General features: G+C 48.5%; 21 protein-coding genes. 13 read left to right on the top strand and 8 right to left on the bottom strand.

Annotated elements, in window-relative coordinates; genetic code table 11:
- Window positions 1–162: 162 nt before the first annotated feature.
- Window positions 163–1,482 carry a S8 family serine peptidase gene (locus ACOGW3_RS24275; RefSeq protein ID WP_419905299.1) on the bottom strand — a complete coding sequence of 440 codons (1,320 nt, stop codon included), beginning with the start codon at window positions 1,480–1,482 and terminating at the stop codon, window positions 163–165.
- 146 nt (window positions 1,483–1,628) lie between these two features.
- Window positions 1,629–1,754: a hypothetical protein gene (locus ACOGW3_RS24270; protein ID WP_419905298.1), complete on the bottom strand. Its 126-nt coding sequence runs from the start codon at window positions 1,752–1,754 to the stop codon at window positions 1,629–1,631.
- Between ACOGW3_RS24270 and ACOGW3_RS24265 the strand changes: the two genes are divergently transcribed.
- The 3 genes from ACOGW3_RS24265 (at window position 1,741) to ACOGW3_RS24255 (ending at window position 5,643) form a co-directional block, all read left to right on the top strand.
- A complete protein-coding gene (locus ACOGW3_RS24265) occupies window positions 1,741–2,973 on the top strand; it encodes an ISL3 family transposase (protein WP_419901077.1) in 1,233 nt (410 codons plus the stop codon). The genes ACOGW3_RS24270 and ACOGW3_RS24265 overlap by 14 nt on opposite strands.
- 554 nt (window positions 2,974–3,527) lie before the next feature.
- Window positions 3,528–3,962, top strand: a complete 435-nt coding sequence (gene tnpA, locus ACOGW3_RS24260; RefSeq protein ID WP_419901154.1) for an IS200/IS605 family transposase — start codon at window positions 3,528–3,530, stop codon at window positions 3,960–3,962.
- Window positions 3,963–4,410: 448 nt separating this feature from the next.
- Complete coding sequence (locus ACOGW3_RS24255; protein ID WP_419901077.1) at window positions 4,411–5,643, top strand: ISL3 family transposase; 1,233 nt, start codon at window positions 4,411–4,413, stop codon at window positions 5,641–5,643.
- A gap of 435 nt (window positions 5,644–6,078) precedes the next feature.
- Here ACOGW3_RS24255 and ACOGW3_RS24250 read toward each other — a convergent pair whose 3' ends face one another.
- Window positions 6,079–6,852: a tetratricopeptide repeat protein gene (locus tag ACOGW3_RS24250; RefSeq protein WP_419905297.1), complete on the bottom strand. Its 774-nt coding sequence runs from the start codon at window positions 6,850–6,852 to the stop codon at window positions 6,079–6,081.
- 630 nt (window positions 6,853–7,482) lie between these two features.
- Between ACOGW3_RS24250 and ACOGW3_RS24245 the strand changes: the two genes are divergently transcribed.
- Together ACOGW3_RS24245 and ACOGW3_RS24240 are read left to right on the top strand one after the other, a co-directional pair.
- Entirely contained in the window at window positions 7,483–9,270 is a 1,788-nt protein-coding gene (locus ACOGW3_RS24245; protein WP_419905296.1) for a hypothetical protein, read from the top strand.
- 190 nt (window positions 9,271–9,460) lie between these two features.
- Window positions 9,461–9,901, top strand: a complete 441-nt coding sequence (locus ACOGW3_RS24240; RefSeq protein ID WP_419905295.1) for a GFA family protein — start codon at window positions 9,461–9,463, stop codon at window positions 9,899–9,901.
- Between the two features lie 86 nt (window positions 9,902–9,987).
- On the opposite strand, the gene ACOGW3_RS24235 is transcribed toward ACOGW3_RS24240, so the two are convergent.
- From ACOGW3_RS24235 to ACOGW3_RS24225, 3 genes are all read right to left on the bottom strand, one after another.
- Window positions 9,988–10,533, bottom strand: a complete 546-nt coding sequence (locus ACOGW3_RS24235; RefSeq protein WP_419905294.1) for a response regulator — start codon at window positions 10,531–10,533, stop codon at window positions 9,988–9,990.
- A 126-nt stretch (window positions 10,534–10,659) separates the two neighbouring features.
- Window positions 10,660–11,616, bottom strand: a complete 957-nt coding sequence (locus ACOGW3_RS24230; protein WP_419905293.1) for a DMT family transporter — start codon at window positions 11,614–11,616, stop codon at window positions 10,660–10,662.
- Between the two features lie 319 nt (window positions 11,617–11,935).
- Entirely contained in the window at window positions 11,936–12,793 is an 858-nt protein-coding gene (locus ACOGW3_RS24225; RefSeq protein WP_419905292.1) for a helix-turn-helix domain-containing protein, read from the bottom strand.
- A gap of 371 nt (window positions 12,794–13,164) precedes the next feature.
- Between ACOGW3_RS24225 and ACOGW3_RS24220 the strand changes: the two genes are divergently transcribed.
- The 7 genes from ACOGW3_RS24220 (at window position 13,165) to ACOGW3_RS24190 (ending at window position 20,753) form a co-directional block, all read left to right on the top strand.
- Window positions 13,165–14,733 carry an ABC transporter substrate-binding protein gene (locus tag ACOGW3_RS24220; RefSeq protein WP_419905291.1) on the top strand — a complete coding sequence of 523 codons (1,569 nt, stop codon included), beginning with the start codon at window positions 13,165–13,167 and terminating at the stop codon, window positions 14,731–14,733.
- 88 nt (window positions 14,734–14,821) lie between these two features.
- Window positions 14,822–15,766 carry an ABC transporter permease gene (locus tag ACOGW3_RS24215; RefSeq protein WP_419905290.1) on the top strand — a complete coding sequence of 315 codons (945 nt, stop codon included), beginning with the start codon at window positions 14,822–14,824 and terminating at the stop codon, window positions 15,764–15,766.
- A 10-nt stretch (window positions 15,767–15,776) separates the two neighbouring features.
- Complete coding sequence (locus tag ACOGW3_RS24210) at window positions 15,777–16,652, top strand: ABC transporter permease (protein WP_419905289.1); 876 nt, start codon at window positions 15,777–15,779, stop codon at window positions 16,650–16,652.
- The gene (locus ACOGW3_RS24205; RefSeq protein ID WP_419905288.1) at window positions 16,652–17,677 is read left to right on the top strand and encodes an ABC transporter ATP-binding protein; all 1,026 of its coding nucleotides are present in this window, start codon (window positions 16,652–16,654) and stop codon (window positions 17,675–17,677) included. The genes ACOGW3_RS24210 and ACOGW3_RS24205 overlap by 1 nt, the downstream gene beginning before the upstream one ends.
- Window positions 17,674–18,678, top strand: a complete 1,005-nt coding sequence (locus ACOGW3_RS24200) for an ABC transporter ATP-binding protein (protein WP_419905287.1) — start codon at window positions 17,674–17,676, stop codon at window positions 18,676–18,678. Before ACOGW3_RS24205 ends, ACOGW3_RS24200 begins: the two co-directional genes overlap by 4 nt.
- 1 nt (window position 18,679) lies before the next feature.
- Window positions 18,680–20,305: an amidohydrolase gene (locus ACOGW3_RS24195; protein WP_419905286.1), complete on the top strand. Its 1,626-nt coding sequence runs from the start codon at window positions 18,680–18,682 to the stop codon at window positions 20,303–20,305.
- A gap of 139 nt (window positions 20,306–20,444) precedes the next feature.
- On the top strand, window positions 20,445–20,753 hold the full coding sequence (locus ACOGW3_RS24190) for an immunity 53 family protein (RefSeq protein WP_419905285.1): 309 nt from the start codon (window positions 20,445–20,447) through the stop codon (window positions 20,751–20,753).
- 20 nt (window positions 20,754–20,773) lie between these two features.
- Here the strand turns inward: ACOGW3_RS24190 and ACOGW3_RS24185 are convergent, their stop codons facing one another.
- Together ACOGW3_RS24185 and ACOGW3_RS24180 are read right to left on the bottom strand one after the other, a co-directional pair.
- The gene (locus ACOGW3_RS24185) at window positions 20,774–21,595 is read right to left on the bottom strand and encodes a substrate-binding periplasmic protein (protein WP_419905284.1); all 822 of its coding nucleotides are present in this window, start codon (window positions 21,593–21,595) and stop codon (window positions 20,774–20,776) included.
- Between the two features lie 152 nt (window positions 21,596–21,747).
- Window positions 21,748–22,356, bottom strand: coding sequence for a MarR family winged helix-turn-helix transcriptional regulator (locus tag ACOGW3_RS24180; protein ID WP_419905283.1), 609 nt, complete (start codon window positions 22,354–22,356; stop codon window positions 21,748–21,750).
- A 66-nt stretch (window positions 22,357–22,422) separates the two neighbouring features.
- Here ACOGW3_RS24180 and ACOGW3_RS24175 point away from each other — a divergent pair, with 66 nt between their 5' ends.
- The gene (locus ACOGW3_RS24175; protein WP_419905282.1) at window positions 22,423–23,211 is read left to right on the top strand and encodes a hypothetical protein; all 789 of its coding nucleotides are present in this window, start codon (window positions 22,423–22,425) and stop codon (window positions 23,209–23,211) included.
- Window positions 23,212–23,245: the final 34 nt, after the last annotated feature.

The following is a 23,245-nucleotide window of genomic DNA, read 5'->3' as shown; positions in this document are numbered from 1 at the left end:
CTTATAAATTGGGTTTGAAGGGTGTGTCCGATAGGGGCGCAACTTCAAATTCTTTTTTATACTGCATACGTAAAAAAAGAGCATCTGGACGACATGTTATGGCGTCTCAGATGCTCTGAGTGAGCAGGCTACAGGGTGTGGCCGGCTTGGGAGTGTAATTTGTTATGTCGGTGCTTGCACCAACCCTACGCCGTACCTTAGGTGCTCGGGTGCGAGCGTTGGAGATGAATGGTCTTGAGCGTTGTCGGCAAAGGGTTGAAGCGTGGCTGTTGAGGCAAGCTTATCTTTTACCGCTTCACAGCGGAGCCCTGGGCGAAGGCCCATTTTTGAGATTTCTTCCCAGTAAAGTGCAGCCACACCTGCGACATGTGGGCATGCCATGCTGGTTCCACTCATTTTGGTCAGGCCGCCGCCCAGCTTTGCTGAAATAATAGAGGATCCCGGTGCGACAATATCAGGAAGACTGGTTGAGAAGTCTGCAAGAGACAGGGTTTTTGAGGAATTCTGACTGGTCGAAAGCTGTAGGGCACCGACCGAGATCACGTCTTTTGCAATACCGGGGAGGGTGGGGGCAATATAAGCACGTGGAAGGTCATGGTTGCCCAACAGAAATTGACCCTCTGAGAGATCTTCATTACCCGCTGCCGCGATAATAATGGCGCCGCCATTAATTTCTCTATGGCTTGCGATGAGATCCATCAAGACATCAAATAATATTAAATTCTGACGGTAGGCATCAAGAGCGATAGTAGTTGCTGCGTTATCTTGATACCCCTGTTTTCTAAGCTTGCTGACAAAGCCCTGAAAGTCGAGCTCAAGGGATAGGGCAATGATTTTTGCGCCGTTATTCAGAGCCCACTCAATCCCATGATAGAGCATATGGCTGTCACCACCTTTGGGGCCAATAACTTTGCCGATTAACGCGCGATCTATCCCCGGGGCAATACCAATCCTGTTACCATTGACGTCCTTGCCGAATATTGTGCCGGCACAGTGGGTACCATGGCCGTTATGATCTTCAGTTCCTGTGCCCGTAAAGTCTATTTCTTCAAGGAGGATGTCCTTAAAGGCTTCATGTGTCTGATCTATACCGGTATCAAGTAGGGCTATGGAGACACCTTCGCCGGTATAACGGGATTTATCAGCCTTGATTGTTGTTACGCCCCAGGTCGAAGATCCCTGTCGATAGAGGGCGTTATATAGCCCGTTTATCCCAGATCTATTGATCCCGCTACGCCCAGAAGTGCCCGTAAAACCAAAGGAGTTTAGTGCCTTGGGTCTGTCGTTTTTCTCAAGTATTAGGTTTTGGTTTTCATCATTCTTTTGTTGGGAACTGGTCTTTTTGTGGGGGCGTGATTTTAACTTTGGGTCCCTTCCCAGAGCGGGTTGAAAAGCTGGCCCGTTTAATTTTGTCGGCATAACGGGTGCAATAGCCAGTATTTCAGGGTCTTGTAGTGCCTCGGCGATATTCTCCAAAGCCAAGCTTTCGATCGTGATGTCGAACTCTTTAGGTGAAGGATCATTGGGTGATGTCGTTGCAAGAGGAACTTCTCTCTGAGAAGAAGGTTTATTAAGGGAGCAAGAGCCAAAGGCAGAAGATTGCGAGGATCTAAAGCCGCCTTTTGATCTTATAGCGGTATATTTTGGCTCTTCTCCGCTTTGTTGAGTAGAAAAAGATGCCGACCGCCAAGTAACCTGTTGATATGTATGGTTTCTGATAACTTTACATAGAGCAGGTATATGACAATCAACATCTCGCAGCATATTTTAGGCCTCAAAGGGCAACGTGTAAATGAAATTAAACTGGATGACGGCGGTGTTAAGATTGTCATTCACTGCAGCCGAGACGCGCGTAGGAGGGCTATAGACCCTGCTACAGGCCAGAAGGGAAGCATCAACCAGCATGTCCGCCGACAAGTAAACGACATCCCCCTTTTTGGGTATCCTTGTGTGGTCGAGATTGAGCTGGCGCAGGTTTATATTAACAAGGGCGAACGCCGCATTGAGGGGTGTGATTTTGTTGATAAAGGGTGCCGTTTCACTCACCGATTTTGCCGACTGATCAGTGGATTATGTCGGCATATGTCTATTCAAGCGGTTTCCAGACATTTGGATATACGATGGGAAACGGTCAAGAATATCGACAGGGCATACCTTATTGAAACTCTCCCTACGCTTGATCCTGCAGAGCTAACTGGCTTGGAATATATTGGTGTAGATGAAGTTGCCCGGGCGAAAGGTCATGACTACATGACGGTGGTCTACGATATGGTTGGCGGTCATCTGATCTGGGTTGAAGCAGGCCGAACTGCCGAGGTTTTTTCAAGGTTTTTGAAACAACTGCAACCAGATACAGCCTGCAAAATAAAGGCCGTAGCGATGGATATGGGGCCTGCCTACCAAAAGGCTGTCAGAGAGTCCTTGCCGTTGGCCGACATAGTATTTGACCGTTTCCACGTCATGAAAAACTACAGCAAAGCTATCCATAATCAGCGTCGACTTGAGTTCAGAAAGGCCGATCCAAGTGGTAAAGAGTTGATGAAAGGGACACATTATCTGTTGCTCAAAAATGCGGATAAGTTGAGTGAAAAACAAAGTGACAAGCTGCAAAGGTTGCTGGAGAGCAATAGCAACCTGAATGCACTTTACGTCTTGAAAGAACAGCTTCAGCTGCTGTGGAGTGCCGCTTCATTTGAGGCGATGGCGGAGCAACTGGAACGTTGGTGCCTGATAGCAGATCAGTCACAGATGCTCTATCTAAAAAAGTTCGCGAAATCCCTACGGAAACATTGTGTGGGCATCTGCAACTACGCCAAACACAAGCTCACAAGCGCCAGGATAGAGGCTGGTAATGTCAGTATAGGAATGATCCGTAAGCGAGCCAGAGGCATCAAGGATACCGAATACTTCAAACTCAAAATTAGACAATCATCCATTCCAGATAATCAATCTATGCTCTATTTGAAATCCTAAATCTACTCAACAAAGCGGAGAAGTGCCTATATTTTATTGGCGAGACATCATGCATTTTCTTTACTCGTTGGCCTTATACTGGGCGTCTTATCGCTAGCCCGGTTTTGTATCGAACTCTTAATGGCAACGATTATATTTCCCGATTTTTGGTGTCGGGTTTTACTGTACTCTTAGAGCTCTAACTCACATTCTTTATTCCTATTTTAGAGCCCTTTTTATTGGCACGGACAATGAGACCAATAAGCAAGTAAATGGGTATTAACCGATACTGGAAATTAAATTTTTGAATAAGGTTGATTTCCAGTGGCGTCTTAATGGATGCGAACCCCGGCTTTATCATCTTTTGTTGCCTGAGTAACAAGCTTTAGGCTGGGGGGTATTTACTTGTACAATTATTGAAGCCCATTTTGACGCTGGAGTGTTAGTGAAAAGACCGTGAAAAGTAATTTAATCCGGTAAACCCCCGGCTATGCCGGGGGACTCTCAATGGTTTGACCGTTCCCACGGTCTTACATTTCTTTGTTTATTGACCAAAATAACAAAGGAATTAGCCGATGAGAGATTACAAAAGCCTTGCACATACGAGATGGGATTGTAAATACCACGTGGTTTTCATCCCTAAACGCAGGCAAAAAGTTATCTATGGCAACCTACGTCAGTATCTTGGTGAAATTTTCCATGAACTGGCCGGGCATCGCGAAAGTAAGATTGAGGAGGGCCATTTGATGCCGGATCACATTCACATGTGTATCAGCATACCGCCCAAACATGCTGTTTCAAAAGTCGTTGGATACCTAAAAGGAAAAAGCGCGATTGCCATAGCTCGAAAATTCAAAAATAAAGCACGGAATTTCAAGGGTGAAAATTTTTGGGCCCGTGGATATTTCGTCTCAACTGTAGGGCTCGATGAACAGATGGTGAGGGAGTATATCAGAACGCAAGAAGAGCGTGATAAGTACTTTGACCAAATGGATATATTCAATCCATAACCGCTTTAGCGGTTCCCAATTTGCCCCTTTAAGGGGCTCACCCGCTTAAGCCCCCGGCTTTGCCGGGGGTCATTTAACTTCACACCAAAAGGAAATGGGGAACTCTTGTTAAGTTTATGAAATATAAGATGTATTATTGTGTGGAGACTGAGTGGAAGTTATCTGCAGTGGAGCGTCAGCATGTAAATATTTTGCAATCCTGATGAAAATCAAGAGTGACAGTTCGCCCATAACATTCGGTCGAAAATAATGACGGCTTATCGGGGGAAAGCAAATCTCGGTTCTTGGCTTAGATGGTTGCGCAGTGCGAGCGCTCCAAGAACCGAGACAAGTTGCTTGCGTTAGTTATTGAAGGCTCTTCTCCGCTTTGTTGAGTAGAAAAAGATGCCGACCGCCAAGTAACCTGTTGATATGTATGGTTTCTGATAACTTTACATAGAGCAGGTATATGACAATCAACATCTCGCAGCATATTTTAGGCCTCAAAGGGCAACGTGTAAATGAAATTAAACTGGATGACGGCGGTGTTAAGATTGTCATTCACTGCAGCCGAGACGCGCGTAGGAGGGCTATAGACCCTGCTACAGGCCAGAAGGGAAGCATCAACCAGCATGTCCGCCGACAAGTAAACGACATCCCCCTTTTTGGGTATCCTTGTGTGGTCGAGATTGAGCTGGCGCAGGTTTATATTAACAAGGGCGAACGCCGCATTGAGGGGTGTGATTTTGTTGATAAAGGGTGCCGTTTCACTCACCGATTTTGCCGACTGATCAGTGGATTATGTCGGCATATGTCTATTCAAGCGGTTTCCAGACATTTGGATATACGATGGGAAACGGTCAAGAATATCGACAGGGCATACCTTATTGAAACTCTCCCTACGCTTGATCCTGCAGAGCTAACTGGCTTGGAATATATTGGTGTAGATGAAGTTGCCCGGGCGAAAGGTCATGACTACATGACGGTGGTCTACGATATGGTTGGCGGTCATCTGATCTGGGTTGAAGCAGGCCGAACTGCCGAGGTTTTTTCAAGGTTTTTGAAACAACTGCAACCAGATACAGCCTGCAAAATAAAGGCCGTAGCGATGGATATGGGGCCTGCCTACCAAAAGGCTGTCAGAGAGTCCTTGCCGTTGGCCGACATAGTATTTGACCGTTTCCACGTCATGAAAAACTACAGCAAAGCTATCCATAATCAGCGTCGACTTGAGTTCAGAAAGGCCGATCCAAGTGGTAAAGAGTTGATGAAAGGGACACATTATCTGTTGCTCAAAAATGCGGATAAGTTGAGTGAAAAACAAAGTGACAAGCTGCAAAGGTTGCTGGAGAGCAATAGCAACCTGAATGCACTTTACGTCTTGAAAGAACAGCTTCAGCTGCTGTGGAGTGCCGCTTCATTTGAGGCGATGGCGGAGCAACTGGAACGTTGGTGCCTGATAGCAGATCAGTCACAGATGCTCTATCTAAAAAAGTTCGCGAAATCCCTACGGAAACATTGTGTGGGCATCTGCAACTACGCCAAACACAAGCTCACAAGCGCCAGGATAGAGGCTGGTAATGTCAGTATAGGAATGATCCGTAAGCGAGCCAGAGGCATCAAGGATACCGAATACTTCAAACTCAAAATTAGACAATCATCCATTCCAGATAATCAATCTATGCTCTATTTGAAATCCTAAATCTACTCAACAAAGCGGAGAAGTGCCTTATTGAAACCGATTTTTACAGTTATTGGGAGTGAAAAATGCGTGAATTTGCAGCTCGCACGTATTGCGTGTGCTTAGTGTTCGCTAACTGGTTGTTATTTATGAGGTAAAATTGTGAAAAATCGAAAATTATATTATATGCAAAGCTCAAATTTCACGGATTTAGGGCTAATAATTTGTGGTATTGCTGTTGTTAACTATTCGAATCGAAGCAAAAATGAAGAATAATCTTCATATATCAACATAAGATAACAAGTATCCTCAAGGCTTTTGAGGTGAAATTGTTCTAATAATTACGGTCGTTTTGTTAGCGGTCAATTATGGGAGATTGAATTAGAGAAACTGATTACTCGGCTCATTTCCAGAGTAGTTGATTCTCAATTCATTTTATTTATATGGTCAGGTTAATTATTGCAGACTGGCTTCTGCTTCCTCGATCTGGCGCGGTGTCAAATTTTTTGAAATTTTCTCTTTCAATGTATCACCATCGGTTACGCCATTGTTTGATGCAGTACTTGCCCAATAATAGGCTTTGATAAGGTCTTTTGCTGTTCCTTGACCTTTACTTAACATTACAGCGAGATCGTATTGCGCATTTGGAATACCTTTTTCTGAGGCAGAAGAGTACCAGTTAAAAGCCTCTTTCAGACTTTCATCTGTACCCTGACCATTGGCATAAGCGACCGCCAAGCTATACATGGCTTCAGCGAAACCCTGTTCCGCCGATTTTTTAAACCAGTCAAATGCCATTTGGAAATCTTGCTCAACGACAAGGCCATCAGCATACATAAATCCAAGCTTATACTGTGCTTTGGAGTAGCCTTGCTCTGCTGATTTACGAAACCACTTATAAGCTTCATTGCCATCGATAGGTCGCCCTTCACCCCGAGCGTACATAACACCGAGTTGATCCTGGGCTAAGGTATAACCTTGCTCGGCAGATTTGAGCATCCAGTTGAAAGCGACATCGGATTGAATGTGAGTTCCTAGACCTCTACGATACATACGTGCGAGATTGTATTGAGCCTTTGCCGAACCCTGTTCTGAAGCAGTGGTATATAAACCCAGTGCTGAAGTGTAATCACCTTTTGCATACGCCATTACCGCATCACTGTAATCATCGGCCTGAACTGTTGACGTAAATACAAGCATTCCAGCTAGGGCTAAACCAAGGTTTTTCATAAAGGTCTCCAAGATGTGGATGCTAAACAGGACAATTTCGCAGGGGTGGCGGTCGAGTGATTACTCTGCATGATTTATCATTTAACAGGTTTTCTCAACTAATTTTTGTGTTGAAAAATCACTGCTCATGATCCCTGCAACTTTTCATCAATATTTGTCGAAAGTAATTTTTTACAAGGTATTGATACGTAATGATGGATTATTTTGTCAGCGCATAACCTATATGTAGCAAAATGCCTGAAAGCCGCTCAATATCAGGAAAAATCCTTGCAAATTATAGACGTCAATCCGATTTGCAGGTAATGTAAAACCAACCTTGTCATTGAGTGATTAACCGATGGTAGGGCGGTTTGGGATGTTGCCGTTAAAGATTTGGGTCAGAGCGTATATTAAGCTCGTGTTGTCACGCCATCCTTATAAATCAAGCATCACCCGCGATAAATTCACAGGCTGAATAAGTTAGATTGATCCTGCAACGATGCCATAGTGTTATCGTTGTCTAATTTGCCGATGGATTAGCAGAGAAAGGGTGCGCTTGATCCTTTGGAAACTGATTAGGTCACGATCATATTCCAGACCATCCGCATAAATAAGCATATGAAATCAAAAAACAGATATCTAATGGGGCTGATGGCTTCCGTCAGTATCCTCAGTTTAGCTATGGTATTAACGCCTCTCAAACTCGATCCGCAAAACCTCAGTATTAATCTTCAAAATGCTGAAGCCGCAAAAGGGGGAAACGGGAAGGGACGTGGGACGGAAAAAGGCCAAGGGCATACAAATGAAGCTGGAGCCAATATCGGGAGTGGTTCTGAAAACGGCTCAGGAAATGGTAACGGCAACAGTAATGCCGGTAATGGAAACACTGGTGGCAACGGGAATAGCGGGAATAATGGCAAGGGTAACGGAACACAGGGTGTTAATTCTACAGCTGGCCTCAAGAGTAATGGCAATTCTGGTAATAGCGGTCCCAAAAATAATCATGGGGCCATATCATCCGCACTCGGCGCCTTAAATGCCGCTCATGCTTCCAAAACGGCCTTGGCCAATGCCGCGCCAACCTCCCGTGTTGGCAAACTTGCGACTTATGTGGACGCTCTTGAGTTCACCAACGAAGTAAAAGATCTGCTTGATATTGCAGTTGCAGAAGCTCTGGCTGCGCGAGCTTTTGCTGATGAGCAAGCTGCAGAGGCGGAAGCCGCTCAAGATGCAGCAGATGCTGCTCAAGCCGCCGCGGACGCAGAAGCTGCAGAGGCCGCTGCTGCCCAAGCCGCTGCTGATGCTGCTCAAGCCGCCGCCGACGCGGAAGCTGCAGAGGCCGCTGCTGCCCAAGCCGCTGCTGATGCTGCTCAAGCCGCCGCCGACGCGGAAGCTGCAGAGGCCGCTGCAGCCCAAGTCGCTGCTGATGCTGCTCAAGCCGCCGCGGACGCAGAAGCTGCAGAGGCCGCAGCTGCTCAAGCTGCCGCTGATGCTGCTCAAGACACAGCTGATACCGAAGCTGCAGAGGCTGATGCGGCCCAAGGAGCTGCTGAAACTGCACAAGATACCGCGGATACTGAAGCCGCTGAAGCTGGCGCCGCCCAAGGTGTGGCGGATACGACCCAAGATACAGCTGATAGCGAGGCTGCTGAAGCTGATGCCGCGCAAGGAGCTGCTGACACGGCACAGGATGAGGCTGACGTCGCGCAAGCCGCCGCTGATGCCGATCCTGAAAATGAGGATTTAGCTGTGGCTGCTGAAGTTGCTCAGGATGCTGCTGATGCCGCTCAAGCAACAGCAGATACCGAAGCTGCAGAGGCTGATGCGGCCCAAGGAGCTGCAGATACTGCACAAGATACCGCAGATACGGAGGCCGCCGAAGCTGACGCTGCTCAAGGTGTGGCGGATGCGACTCAGGATACAGCTGATAGCGAGGCCGCCGAAGCTGATGCTGCTCAGGCTGATGCCGATGCTGCCCAGGGCGATGCCGATGGTGAAGCAGCCGAAGCCGATGTGGCACAAGGGGATGCCGATACTGCCCAAGGTGACGCGGATACCGAAGCTGCAGAAGCTGACGGAGCCCAGGGTGATGCTGATGCTGCCCAGGGTGACGCAGATAGTGAAGCCGCGGAGGCTGACGCCGCACAAGGCGATGCCGATGCCGCCCAAGATAGTGCTGACACCGAGGCCGCGGAAGCTGACGTTGCTCAGGATGACGCAGATGCTGCTCAAGCAGAGGCTGACACCGAAGCTGATGAGGCCGACGTTGCAGATGCTGAAGCTGATGAACTGGAAGATATTGCCGCTGATGCTGATGCTGCCTTCCAGGCTGCTGCTGAAGCCGAGGCCGAAGCGCTCGTTGATGCTGCCAATAAAGAAGTAACCGACGAGGTCAAAGACGCCGTTGATGAATTACTTGGGGTTGAGAGCTCAATTTAAGGCAATTTTATCATCCTGAGAACAAAGCCAGGTTCATATGAGAAACGGACTTTGTTCTTATTTTGTTTTCCTATGCAATCTACTGACATAAGGTTGTCAGTAGGGCTCGGTTATGGTCTCGCGTATAAAATATTTATGATAAACCGGGTGAGGATTTCACACGGGTTCAATACCTATGAGGGGATATAAAATGACAACCGAAATCAAAACCACCCATTCCGAAACCATGACAGGAAGTTGCCTGTGCGGTTCAGTAAAGTTTAAAACCACGGGAGTGGATGGCAACCATGGGGTCTGCCATTGTGGGACTTGTCGCAAGTGGTCAGGGGGGCCGACCATGGGGGTCCACGTTGAAAGCCTGGAGTTTGAAGGAGAGGACAACGTAGCAGCATATATTTCTTCTGATTGGGCTGAACGTGGCTTTTGTAAAAACTGTGGCACCCATCTTTTTTATCGCTTGAAAGAAGGCAATATGATTGTGGTGTGGGCCGGCGCGTTTGATGACAATGAGGGGTTTAAATTAGAAAGAGAAATTTATCTCGATAATAAGCCTGCTGGCTATAATTTTGCCGGAGACCATCCCCGGATGACCGAACACGAATTTTTGAAATCCCTGGGAATGATCGAGTAAATCATTTTCAGAGGCAGGTTAAAGAAAAGGGGGGTCTTCCTCGAAGTTGAAACTCTCTTTTCTTTGAAATTGTTTATTGTTGCCAGTTACCCTGAAGCCCGTTTCGTGCCTGGTAGGGCTTCGTCTTCTTCAATGGTAAATTCCATTAAATCGACATCTTCTGATGGGGCGTTGGTATTCAGTTGAGCGGCCTGGGGTGAGGGGCGGGATGAAGCTTGAAGGCTTAAAGGCGTACGGTCTTTAAAAAGACCTTCTATGCGTTTTTGTAGAAGAAGAGGTGAGACTGGTTTGACTAAATAATCGTTTGCGCCAGCGATCACAGCTTTCTCAACAAACTCACGTTCGGAGTGTGCTGTTAACATGATAATGGGGAGAGATGAAATTATAGGATCCGGGTCTTTCCGGATATTTCTGACCAAATCAATTCCGGATGTGGGTTTCATCGACCAATCGATAAAGATCAGGTCTGGCGGTTTGATACTAACGAGTTCAAAAGCTTCTGTCCCATCTGAAGCTATGCGAACATTCTTAGCACCGAGGGTAACCAGCATAGTTTTGATTAGCTTCTGCATGAAGCTATCATCCTCGGCTATACAATAATCCAATAGTTCGAAATCTAAAGTCGTATTCATAACCAGACCTCACGCTCAGATGGTGCGAAATTTTCTTATGCGTACTTATGGTAGTGTAGTTTGGGGTGGTTATAAATTTCTTAACAAAGAGGAATTGATTTAGACAATTTGGAGGTTTTTTTCCCCTTAATCCTTTTTTTTGCCCTCACGCTCTCTCTTTCGTACTGCAGATCTGTGGACGGTATAGAAGGTTGAAGCGATGATGATACTTGCCCCGCCGAGGGTCCAGAGGGTGGGGATTTCTGAAAAGAACATGATCCCGATCCCGGTGGCAAAGAGCAGGCGCACGTATTCGACCTGAGCGACGGTGACGGCCTCGGCAACCCGGTAGGCCTGGATATAGAACCATTGCATGGCTGAAAGCAGAGCCGCGATGGTAATGATGAGTATCAACTCGTTTAGTGTCGGCGTGACCCAGTACCAGATCGCGGGGGGCATCATGAAAAGGGTAATGAGGATCGACTGATACATCATGATGGTAGAGGGTTTATCAACTTGAGAAAGTTTGCGTAAAATTACCATAATGGCGGCGACAAAAAAGGCGGAGACCAAGGCCATGATGGCATAGATATTCATGCCTTCTGTATCTGGGCGAATAATAACCAGCACCCCGATAAAGCCGACAAAGGTCACCGACCACCGCCTGATACCAACCACTTCCTTGAGAAAGACAATGGCGAGCAGGGTGGTGAAGAGAGTGCGGACAAAACCAATGGCTGTGACTTCGGCCAACGGCATGTAAACCACAGCAGTGAAACCAGCACTCATGGCGATAAAAGAGAAAATTCCCCGCAACAGGTAGAGTTTCCAGACGCTGGTTTTAAAGGCATCGGTGCCGGAGCGAAGGATCACAGGCGAGATCAGAATTAGGGCAAAGAGTTGGCGGATAAAAAGGATTTCAAAGACAGGGATACGCTGGCCGACAACCTTGATCAAAGCCCCCATAACAGCGCCGCTAAAGGTCGCAAGTAATACCAGGATCGCCCCGCGTACATTACCTGGTATGGCTTCCCATTTCCCTAAGAAATTGGGCAGGAAGTTATCAAGCCAATAGGTCGATACGCGTTCGGGCACAAGCTGCATAACAGCGAAAATCCTCTATTCTCCACTCCCTAAAATCAAATGATCGAGAGATGAAAGTCATTGGGCCTGCAATCAGCAGGTCATTGTTGAAAGGTGCCCTGTTAAGGTGAGCGCTGTCAGATCTTTGCTGATAGTTTGCAAAGGCTGGCCCATGAGAAAAGAAAAGCAGAGGCCAGTACAGGGACACAAAATAAAATGGTCGGAGATTTATCCGACGGGGGAAAGCTCTGACAAGAATGTCTATGAGCTTTAATGCTGGCCCTAACTTGCGCCCGTTTCACCGCGGATGCAATGGGGTTATATAAAATATATTTTGAGGTTAAAGCTCGAAGTTGAAGATTTCACTGCCGCCGATCACTTCTGAGGTGCCGAGGTAATTACGAACTTGTGGATCGATCATTCTTGAATTTGGGTCGTGCAGGCCAACCATTTTAAGGGCTTCTTTCAGGTCAGCATTGGGGCCGAGATACTTCCAAACTGATTTTGCCATGTAGGGGTGACGGCGTTGGCTTGAGACGCCAAATGTAACCCCGCGCATATAGGTGAGGCGGGATCTGCTCATGGGGTAGAGCACGGTTTCGACAATGGCGTCTTTGGCGAGTTCTTGATATTCGACGACAAAAATCCGGTTCCCCAACCAGGCTGCCTGTCCCGCATATTTGGAAAGGAACAGTGTGTTGTCTTCGGGATCGCGACACCGTTCGATGGTTTTGCTCTCAACGGTGCCGTTTTTTTCGGTAAGCACGGTCAGCGCGCACAAGATCTTTCCCTTCCAACTAAAGGAATGGAAATAGCTGAGATAGGCGCCGAGGTATTTAGACAGGGGGCGGGTTTGACCTTGGAAGGCCTTGGAAAGAGGACTGTGTGAAAAGCTGCTGTTTTTAGATTTTTCCTGCCGCTGGGTGATGACGTCGCTCAATTGAAACTCATCGTGTGGCAGGTATAAATCAGCCAACCTGACTTCAAAATAATCACAGATCTTGCGCATGTTTTTATGCGAGGGCGCCGAGGTGCCGCTGAGATATTTGCTGAACTGTTGGCGGTTTATCCCCATGGCCCGACAGGCTTCGGAAACGGACGCTTCAAAACTGCATAACAAGCGCAGGTTTTCACAAAAGTCAGATTGACCGACTTCAGAGCTAGTGGTTTTGAGTTTACTGGCCTCAGATTTTACCAACTCAAGAACTCCCGTTCGTAATATTGTTCAAATTTTTGCCCCGCCTTAACGCTTATCTGACCGATTTGTATACGCGGGAAATTATTTATTTTTGCTTTGTAGCACGCATTGTTAAAAAATTTAAGCGACTTTAAGCGAATTGAGCGCAAAAAAGCAATAAGTCGCTCTCATGTGCGAAATTGTCTTTGAAAATGAGCCGAGTCACTCTTGTTCTCAAGGGTGAAGAACGTTGGACCAGAGGCATACGAAATATCCAGGCGAAACACCCATCTGAAACATCAATTTATTAGATCCATAACAGGGGTCTTTAACCGGGCAGCCATTTATCGGACATCCATTATTGGGCATCCGTTCTCAGGGAGTGAGCACAAGTGAAGAAAACAAACATTGAGTGGACCAAAGTACCCGTTAGCCGACGTGGATTTTTACAAGGCGCATCCGCGCTTGGGTTGGTTGGAGCAACCGGCCTTGGCTTTGCAGGAAATGCCTTTGCGGGCGGTTCGACCTTAAAGACACGGTCCTACGCAGATATGCGTTCGCTGGATCCGGCTTTTTCTCAAGGGGTGAGCGATGAAGAAATTCAGGCACCGATCTATAACAAACTTATTCAGTATCAACCCGGCAGTAAGTGGGGCTGGCAGTTGGATGCGGCTGAAAGCATCGAGCAGGTAGACGACACCCATATCAACTTCGTGCTCAAAGATAACATCGGTTATACCAACGGTTTTGGCGCCATGACCGCCGAAGATGTGAAGTATTCTTTTGAGCGCATCATCGATGATAAACTTGAATCCACCAACAAGCCGGATTGGAGTGCGCTTGATCACGTTGAGGTAACCGGCGAGCGCACCGGGACTATTGTGTTGAAAAACGCGTTCTTGCCGTTGTGGAGCATCACGCTTCCCTACATTGGCGGGAACATCGTCTCGAAAAAAGCCTTTGAGTCCGTCGGCGGCAAAATCGATACCACGCCTGTTGCCTCCTCTGGCCCTTACATGCACAAATCCTGGGAGCCAAAACAGAAGACCACCTTAGTGCGCAACCCGGATTGGAAAGGCGACCCGGCAGCTTTTGATGAAATCCAGATCTATCCGATCGATGATGAAAAGGCATCGGAAATTGCTTATGAAGCCAGCGAAATTGACTTTACCCGAGTGAGCCTTGATTCCCTGCAACGTTTGAAATCTTCACCGCCTGCAAATTCTACCGTCGCCGAGTTCCCATCGCTGTTTTACGTTTGGGTCGGCATGTACCTGAATAATCCAAAACTTGGCAACCTCAAACTGCGTCAGGCCATTCAGTACGCCATCGATGTGCCTTCCATCATGCAGGCGTCATATTTTGATGGCGCGGCCCCTTCAACGGGTATTATCGCACCTGGTTTGTCAGGTCACCGCGCGCAATCCCTCACCGGAGCAGCGGCCAATATCCAAAAAGCCAAGCAGCTGTTTGATGAGTCCGGCGAGAGCAATGTATCCCTGGCTATTGATGTGCTCAACAAATCAACCAATGTGACCACGGCCCAGATCATTCAGGCCAACCTTGCGGCCATTGGCATTACACTGGATGTACGTCTGCACGAAGCGGCGACTTTCTGGAACCTTGGCGGCAATGAAGATCTGGAGTTGATCCTCAACCGTTATTCCATGACCCCTGATCCGTTCTATGCAACATCCTGGTTTATCTCTGAGCAGGCAGGTGTCTGGAACTGGGAACGTTTTGCCAATGAAGAATTCGACAAAATTCACACCGACGCACAGGGCGAAAAAGATCCGGCCAAACGCGATATGATGTATCGCCGCGCTCAGGATCTTATGGAAGAAAGTGGGGCCTATAAATTCATCACCCACGAGGCGACTTCCAACATTTACCGCAACTCAATTACCCCTGCGTTGAGGCCGGATGGACTGCCGCTTTACCGGTATTTCAACAAGGCTTGATCGTTCTCCCTAAGCGGGTGGTGGTCTGTTCCGATGACTGCCACCCGTTCTTTTTGGATTTGTTTTATTGGCATGAAAGACCGTCGTGATGCTGTCTTACATACTTAGGCGACTTGGCCTGGCAATGGTCATTACGGTTCTGGCCGTGACCTTGCTTTTTCTGATCATCCACATGATCCCCGGTGATCCCGTTAGCACCATGTTGGGGCCGCGTGCTTCACCAGAACTACGCGCTGCATTGGAAGAACGCATGGGGCTAAATCGTCCACTGATCGTGCAGATTGGCCTGTTTTTCTTCAATATGCTGAACGGGGATTTGGGAACCGATGTGTTTTCCAATCGTCAGGTTACCGATATCGTGCTCGGTCAGTTGCCCTATACCCTGACGCTGATTCTAAGCTCTATTATATGGTCTGCGACCCTAGGCATTGCCTTGGGGTGTTATTCCGCAGCCAACCGGAATTCCCTGGCCGATCGCCTGACCGGTATTCTTTCTGTCAGTATGATTGCGGTGCCGGCGTTTGTGGTCTCACTTTATTCCCTGCTGATTTTTGCAGTTAACCTGAAGTGGTTTCCAGCTATTGGCGCAGGCGAGCCCGGTAATTTTTCCGATCAGCTCTGGCACTTGGTTCTGCCGAGTTTTGCTATTGGTCTTTCATGGGTCGGTTACATCGCACGGTTGGTGCGGGCCTCCATGTTGGAGATCATGGGCGAGGGCCATGTGCGTACCGCGCGGTCTTTTGGTCTTCCCGAGCGCTGGATTACTTATAGCTATGCCTTGCGACTTGCGATCCTGCCGACGGTTACGGTGATTGGTGTCGGCATGGGGTTCTTGTTATCAGCGGCGGTCTTTACCGAAATCGTCTTTTCTCGTCCTGGTTTGGGCAAGCTGGTGATCGATTCAATAACCACTCGGAACTATCCGGTCGTCATGGGTTCTGTGTTGTTCTCAACCCTGATCTTTGTCGCCTCGACCACACTCGCCGACATAGTGAACGCGGTTCTCGATCCGCGTGTGCGATCTTCGAAATAGGACGGATAGTATGAGCGAACCTATAAAAAACAATTCAGAGATCGTCGAAATTTTCCGCCATCTCATCCGCGATCAACTCGGCCTGTTGGGCCTGATTATCGTCGTGCTTATTATTGGCAGTGCGCTTTTCGCACCGCTTATTGCGCCCTACGATCCCATCGCCATGAATATTCCTGATCGTATCCAGGGACCGAGTTTTTCTCATTTACTAGGCACGGATCAATTGGGACGGGATACCTTCTCCCGTGTGATTTATGGCGGTCGTGTCGCGCTTCAGGTTGCCCTGCCAACTATCGCCGGTGCGCTTTTTCTTGGGCTCCTGCTGGGCATGATTGCGGGTTACGGTCCCAAGTGGCTCGACAATGCAATCCTGCTCTTCTTTGATACCGTGCGTTCCTTTCCTACGGTGATGTTTGCCCTTGCAGTAGTGGCTCTGGTCGGTCCCAGCCTGAACACCGTGATCATGGTGATCATGGCAACCTCTATTCCTACCTATGGCCGTGTGGTCCGCACCATGACCCAGTCGATCAAAACCAGTGATTTTATCATCGCCGAACGGTCATTGGGTGCTTCTACGATCCGCATCATGGGTGTTCATATCCTGCCAAACGTATTGGGCCCGCTTGCCGTTTTGGCGGCGATGGATATTCCGACAATCGTTGGGCTTGAGGCCGGTTTAAGCTTTTTAGGTATGGGGGTCAAACCTCCGACACCTTCGTGGGGATCGCTGCTCAATGATGGTTATTCGCTGCTGCGCAATACGCCTTGGTTGATTATCGCCGGTGGTATTCCTTTGATCTTGATAACCCTGGGTTTCACCTTCTTGGGCGAAGCGCTGCGGGATGTTGTCGATCCTAAATTACGTGGACGCGGAGGGTCAAAATAATGCCAGAAAAATCAGGAAGTGTTCTCGATATTCGCGATCTCTCGGTGAACTATGACACGCCCCGAGGTGAACTGCAGGCGTTACGCCAGGTCTCCATGTCCATTGGCAAAAAGAAGATCGTCGGTATTGTTGGTGAAAGTGGATGCGGGAAATCAACCCTGATTTCTGCGATCATTCGCTTGATGGCATCCAACGCCACGGTTCAATCCGGTGAAATCCTATTCAAGGATCAAGACCTACTCGGCCTCAAAGAAAAGCAGATGCGGGGCTTGCGGGGCATTGATATCTCCATGGTTTTCCAAGATCCGATGCAAACTCACAACCCAGTTCTGACAATCGGGCGGCAAATGGTAGATATTCAGTATCGCGACAAGCTGTCAAAAGCTGATAAGAGAAAACGCGCCGCTGAAATGCTGGCTTTGGTTGGTATTCCCGATCCAGAGGCCCGGCTCAATCAATACCCATACGAATTTTCCGGCGGCATGCGGCAAAGGATTGCTATTGCCATGGCGTTAATGGCCAAACCCGATCTCTTGATTGCGGATGAGCCAACCACGGCGCTTGATGCCACCCTTGAGGTTCAGATCATCAAGCGGCTGGAAGAACTCCAAGACGAGATCGGTTGTTCGATCCTGTTTATTTCGCACCACCTTGGCGTCATTGCCGAGCTTTGTGATGAAGTCGTGGTGATGTACGCAGGCGAAGTGATCGAACAGGGATCTGTGCGCGATGTATTCCACAATCCGGCCCATCCCTATACGGCGGCTCTGCTCAAATGTGATCCTGGTCATATCAAGGAAAAAACCCGCAATCTGCCGACTATCCCAGGAGAGGTTCCGGATCTGGTCGATTTGCCGCCCGGCTGTATCTATCAGCAAAGGTGCACCAAAGGGATTGCTCGGTGTCAAAGTGCGCGACCTGAGTTCAGGCAGATAAACCAATCTCACGCCGTTGCCTGTCATTTGAATGAAGCCAGTCAGTTTAAAGAAGAAAGACAGCACAACGAAGAGGGCATAACATCATGAGTGCACTTCTAGAATTAGAAGATGTCTTTGTCAGTTTTGGTGTGCGTGGCAAAGGCTTGATGGGAAAACGAGGCAGCATCAATGCGGTCTCTGGTGTCAGCCTCAATATCGAACAGGGTAAAACCTACGGCATCGTCGGCGAAAGCGGGTCTGGCAAAACCACTCTGGCTCAGGCTGTGGCCGGACTGCATCATGCCAGTGAAGGATCTATTCGCTACCGTGGACAAGAGTTGCGAGATCTGCCCGAAGCGCAATTTCGCCCGCTGCGAAGTGAAATCGTGATGATGTTCCAGGATCCGATCGGTAGCCTCAGCCCACGCCTGACGATCCGATCTCTGATCACGGAACCTTTTCGCATTCAAGGCATGAAAGACCGTGATCTCGATGCCGAAGCGAGCCGCTTGCTTAAAATGGTTGGTCTGCCACAGGAATTTGCCAACCGCTATCCCTACCAGATTTCGGGAGGACAGGCGCGTCGGGTTGGTGTCGCACGGGCTCTCGCTTTGGAACCCAAACTACTGATCGCGGATGAGCCCACAGCTGGTTTGGATGTGTCGGTGCAGGGTGAAATGCTCAACCTTCTGGCCCGGTTACAGGACGAGTTGGGTTTAGCGATCATGATCATCACTCACAATTTGAATGTGGTGCGTCACATCACCGATACCGTCGGTATCATGTATCTGGGTAAGCTTGTGGAGGAGGGGCCGACAGAAGAAGTCTTCGCCAATCCGCAGCATCCCTACACTCTGGCCCTTCTGGCGGCCAACCCGGAACCAGACCCGGATGCCAAGCTGATGCGAATTGAGCTTAAAGGCGAGCCACCGAGTATTTTACAGCGCCCTTCGGGCTGTGAATTTCACAATCGCTGTCCCTTCGTCCAGACCAATTGCCAAAATGAGGTCCCGCTATGGGGGGGCTCAGACGCTGGTATAGCCCAACAAGCAAGTAGTACACACCGTTGTCATTACCCTCAAATCTGGAAAGATAATCAGGTCGTTTAAAATGAGTACAGAAAACAAAATTTATACCAACGGTCATATTATGACCGTCGATGACAACAACAGAGTGGTTGAAGCGGTTGGCATTTCAGGCGACCGCATTATCTCGGTAGGCAGCTTGAAAAAGGTCCAGGCTGAAATGGCTGAAGATGCCACGGTTGTGGATCTCCACGGCAAAACCATGATCCCCGCCTTTATCGATCCGCACGGCCACTTCCCTGATCCCGGCTTTATCGATCTCTATCGGGCCGATCTTGCTTCACCGCCACGCGGGGAAAGTACGTGTTTAGCTGACGTATTTCGTCTGGTTGGCGAAAAGGTTGGCCAAACTCCTGTGGGCGATTGGGTAATGGGCGCGGCACTGGATCATACCTCGCTGATGGAAGGACGGATGCCAAGTCGGGATGAGTTGGATCTAATCTCAACTGAACATCCAATCTGGGTCATTCATGCCTCTGGTCATTGTGGATCGGCCAACTCTCTGGCGTTAGAGCGCCAGGGGATAAGTGAAGATACTCAGGATATTCTCGGCGGTCGTTTTTTACGTGATGCCAATGGTAGACTCAATGGCCAGATTGAAGGCATTTCTGCTATGGCAGAGATGGGCGACACACATTTCCTGATCAATTCGGAAAGGTTCAAAGATGGCTTTGATACCTGTCGCGAAGAATATCTTCGCCATGGGGTCACTCTGGCTCAGAATGCCTGGGCGCCGACATCGCTTTTACAGATGTTTGCCGAAGTGGCAGAACAAGGTGACCCCGGTATAGATCTCTTGGTCTTGCCCATTGCCGAGATCGAGCCTGAATTCTCGGAGTCCGGTCTTGGGTCGCGCTGGCCCGATGATAGCTATATTAAATTGGGGCCGCGCAAGCTCTTTACCGATGGTTCGTTTCAGATGCGCACTGCCTATCTAACCGAGCCATTCTTTACTGCACAAGATGGCGGCACGCCGGACTGTGGCCTGCCTTATGTGGAACGCGAAGTGCTTTTTTCCGAAATCAAAAAACTGCACGACATGGGCTTTCAGATCCACACCCATTCCAATGGCGATGCCGGAAGCGATATGTTGCTGGACGCTTTGGAGGCGGCACTGCTCGCCAATCCGAGAGAAGATCACAGGCATACACTTATTCATGGCCAGGTCTTACGCGATGACCAACTGGCGCGGATGCACAAACTCGGCGTGACGGTCAGCTTCTTTAGCGCGCACATCTATTTCTGGGGTGATAAACACTATACGGACTTCCTGGGACCTGAACGTGCCAACCGGATTTCCCCGGCGGGATCTGCTGATCGTGCCGGGGTGCGTTATACCATCCACAACGACGCCGCGGTGACCCCAACTCGCCCGTTGCATCTGATGCATTGTGCGGTCAACCGCAAGACCTCTTCCGGGCGTGTGCTCGGTGAAGATCAGCGCATCTCGGCAACGAGCGCGCTGCGGGCGCATACCATTGATGCCGCCTGGCAGGTGTTTCAGGAAAACGAACGCGGATCGATTGAACCGGGAAAACTGGCAGACCTCGCGATCCTAAGCGATGACCCGATCGCGCAATCAGATACTCTGGATCAGGTCCGGGTGTTGGAAACAATCCGTCGCGGGAAAACTGTGTGGGAACAGGGTTAGTCTATGAGAATAATATGGTGCTGCCTTTTCAAGGGCGGTACCAAAACTCATTGCCAGATTGGGTGAAGTTATAGAGTGTAGAAGGCAAGAATTGGATCAAATCTCTGTTTTCTATAACAATATCTCTCAGGATAATAATGTGAGTGCCACGCTAATTAAACGACTTCAAAATTGGTATGCTTCTCAATGTAATGAAGATTGGGAACACTCATATGGTGTTTTTATTTGTAATATTGATAATCCAGGCTGGTCGTTAAAGGTAGAGTTGAAAGACACATATTTATACGAAACCAAATTTGAAGAAATTCACATCCAGCGGGATGATGAAGATAACTGGGCGGTTTGCAAGGTGGAAGAGGGTAATTTTCAAGGCTATGGCGGCCCCGATAATTTAGAAGAGTTATTGGGTATTTTTCTTGATTGGGCTGAGGCCAGTGAGAATTCCTGAATATTAAAATGAATAGATCTCTAGAGTGATCCCTGAGACATGATGCGGTCTATCTCACCAGATTTTTGCATGTGGTATATCTCATTATCCAAAGCTTGCATGAAATCTGGTAGATAGGGGTGTTTTCCAGATAACAGTGCAGGTTTTGAATAGCCGATATAAACGGGATCTTTTCCGGATACAGCACCGCTTATAAGAACGTTATAGGGAGTTACTCTGTTTTCGAGCTCTTTTGCCAGCTTGGTGTATTCTATCTGGAAGGCTGTTTTTTCCATGAGAAGGCAATCAACACGTCCCAACATACCGCTTTTGATCAATACTTCGCTTGAGGGGAATTCTGAATAGAGAATTTTCCCGGCTTTCACCAGTTGACGAAATTCTGTCCCGCCCCAACCATCAAAACCTTGAACATTACCAATGCGATATTTTTGAAAGTCCTTGGGCCAGATCTGATCGTCTTCTATGAGTTCTTCGCGACAGTAAATCTGGATGGTTTCAACGTAAAACGGGAGTGAGTAGGGATGTAGATAAGGCCAGTCATGGCCGTGGTAAAAAGCAGGGGCAAGCCCGATGCCCTGTCCTTGTTCCATCAAGTTCTTTCCACGCTGCCATGGGACGGGTTTTAGCATAACCCTGTATTGCTTCATACGGTCAAATGCGGTGCGAAGAATGTCGATATAAAGCCCACTTGCCTGTCCGTTTTTACCCGTAAAGCTATAGGGCGGGTAAGCGTCGTCGACATGCAAGGTGATGTCAATTGGCTCTAAGGTAGAGGCCATTGTTTTAAATGGAATAATCGCAAGAGTGAGGGAGATCAAAAATGAGAACAACTTTCTGCTCATCAATATTATTCCTCTGCTGAAACGTACTTTAAATACTCTTGAACACGTTACTTATTTATAGTTGAGGAATGTTAAGAAACGGTAAGGGGGATGGCGCTCAACATTGAAGCCGGATCTTCCCATCTAACGTCGTTTTGTTCTCTTAATTGATGTTAGGCCGCTTCTTGCTCGATGCATATTTTCTCGCTGCCTACCTCACTCAGGGATTCCTTGAGAAGATCACAGTAGTGAGGTCCGCCAGAGGGTGCATTTTTACGGAAATGTTTGCAGGTTTTACAGATGCCGAACGGTCTGTTGCCTTCTTTGCGGAGTTTAGCCAGCAGTAACGTTTCCAAGGCTTCTTCTATGGCCTTTTGTTCTTGGCTGGGCAGTTCGGCCACCACTGCCTGAAAGCTGAGCAGGGCGTCTTCTTTGGCAAGGTCCGATCCCGCAGCGGTTAAGTTAAGTCCAACCGAACGCTTATCGTTGGGGTCTTGCGTTTTTTCCACCAACCCTTTTTTTTCAAGTGACATCAGTGTTTGTGAAATCGTGCCCTTGGTTGCGCCGAGGTAGGCAGTGAGGGCACCGGGACTGCGTGAAAATTTGTTGGCCTGTGCCAGATAACGCAGGGCATCCCATTGTGCGGGCTTCAATCCTTCTGCGTGGCCTTCGTGATTAATCAAGCGCGAGAGACGCGCAAGCAGACTGATGAAATGGGCCTGTTTGGAATGGGGTGCTTTGTTCATATGAAAAATAGTATCGACTAAAAACAATACTTGCAAGTGAGAAGAATCGTGTTAGATGTATAAAGGTATCGAGTCGACACTATAAATGTGGAGTAAGAGAACATGACCATTTCAAAGAACAACAGCTTGTCAAACCTAGCCTCGGGAACTTTTCTGGCTGCAGCAATCGTCAGTACAAGCATTTTGGGTGCGATTGGAAATGCAGGCGCACACGATATCAAAAGCGCGGTGAACAAAGACATTATCCCGCCGTTTGATATCATCAATGCCTCGGCCAATACAGACGGCCGTTGGGCGACTTTCTTGATGGAACTCGCTGGCAAGACCGGATCTGTAACACCCGAAGAAACCGGTGCCTTCCGCGGTTCATCTGTATTTGCCTATGTCTGGCCAACCAAGATTGACCCGGCCGGGGTCGGGTTTACTTCTAACTCTGGTGTTCTGGCTCTGGCGATCACTTCGCATCCGGATTTTGATGATACGCCGCTTTATGATGAAAACGCCGATGGTGATCCGGCCAACGATGGTAAGACCTGGCATGCCCACTGGGCGGTGCTGGCACAGGATGCAGCTTGTGGCGCTGGCTTTAAAGTACGCGAGATTTCACCCGGCCAAGATCTTGTCCCTGCTACCATGCCCGACCTGCCCATAGCTTTGGACGCCCCAGGTCAGAGCCCGATCCTGTTTGAAAATCAGCTCAAGGTCACGCTTCCGGTTAAAGGAGCCGAAGGTGCGCATTTTGATGCCATGACAGCTGTATTAAACGTTTCAAACGAAGGCAGTGACAAGCCTTTGCTCTGTGTGAACCAGGCCCACGATGTAGCTTCTGGTGATCTTTCTTTCCCGGGCATCATTATGAAAAAAGGTGAGTCCAACCTCGCCAGTAACTGACTTCGTCAGATACTACTTAATAGAATACCTCGAT

The organism is Kiloniella sp., from assembly GCF_965205715.1.
Classification (GTDB): Bacteria; Pseudomonadota; Alphaproteobacteria; order Kiloniellales; family Kiloniellaceae; genus Kiloniella.
Note: the sequence above shows the minus strand (reverse complement) of the source record. Positions and strands in the feature narration are given on the sequence as shown.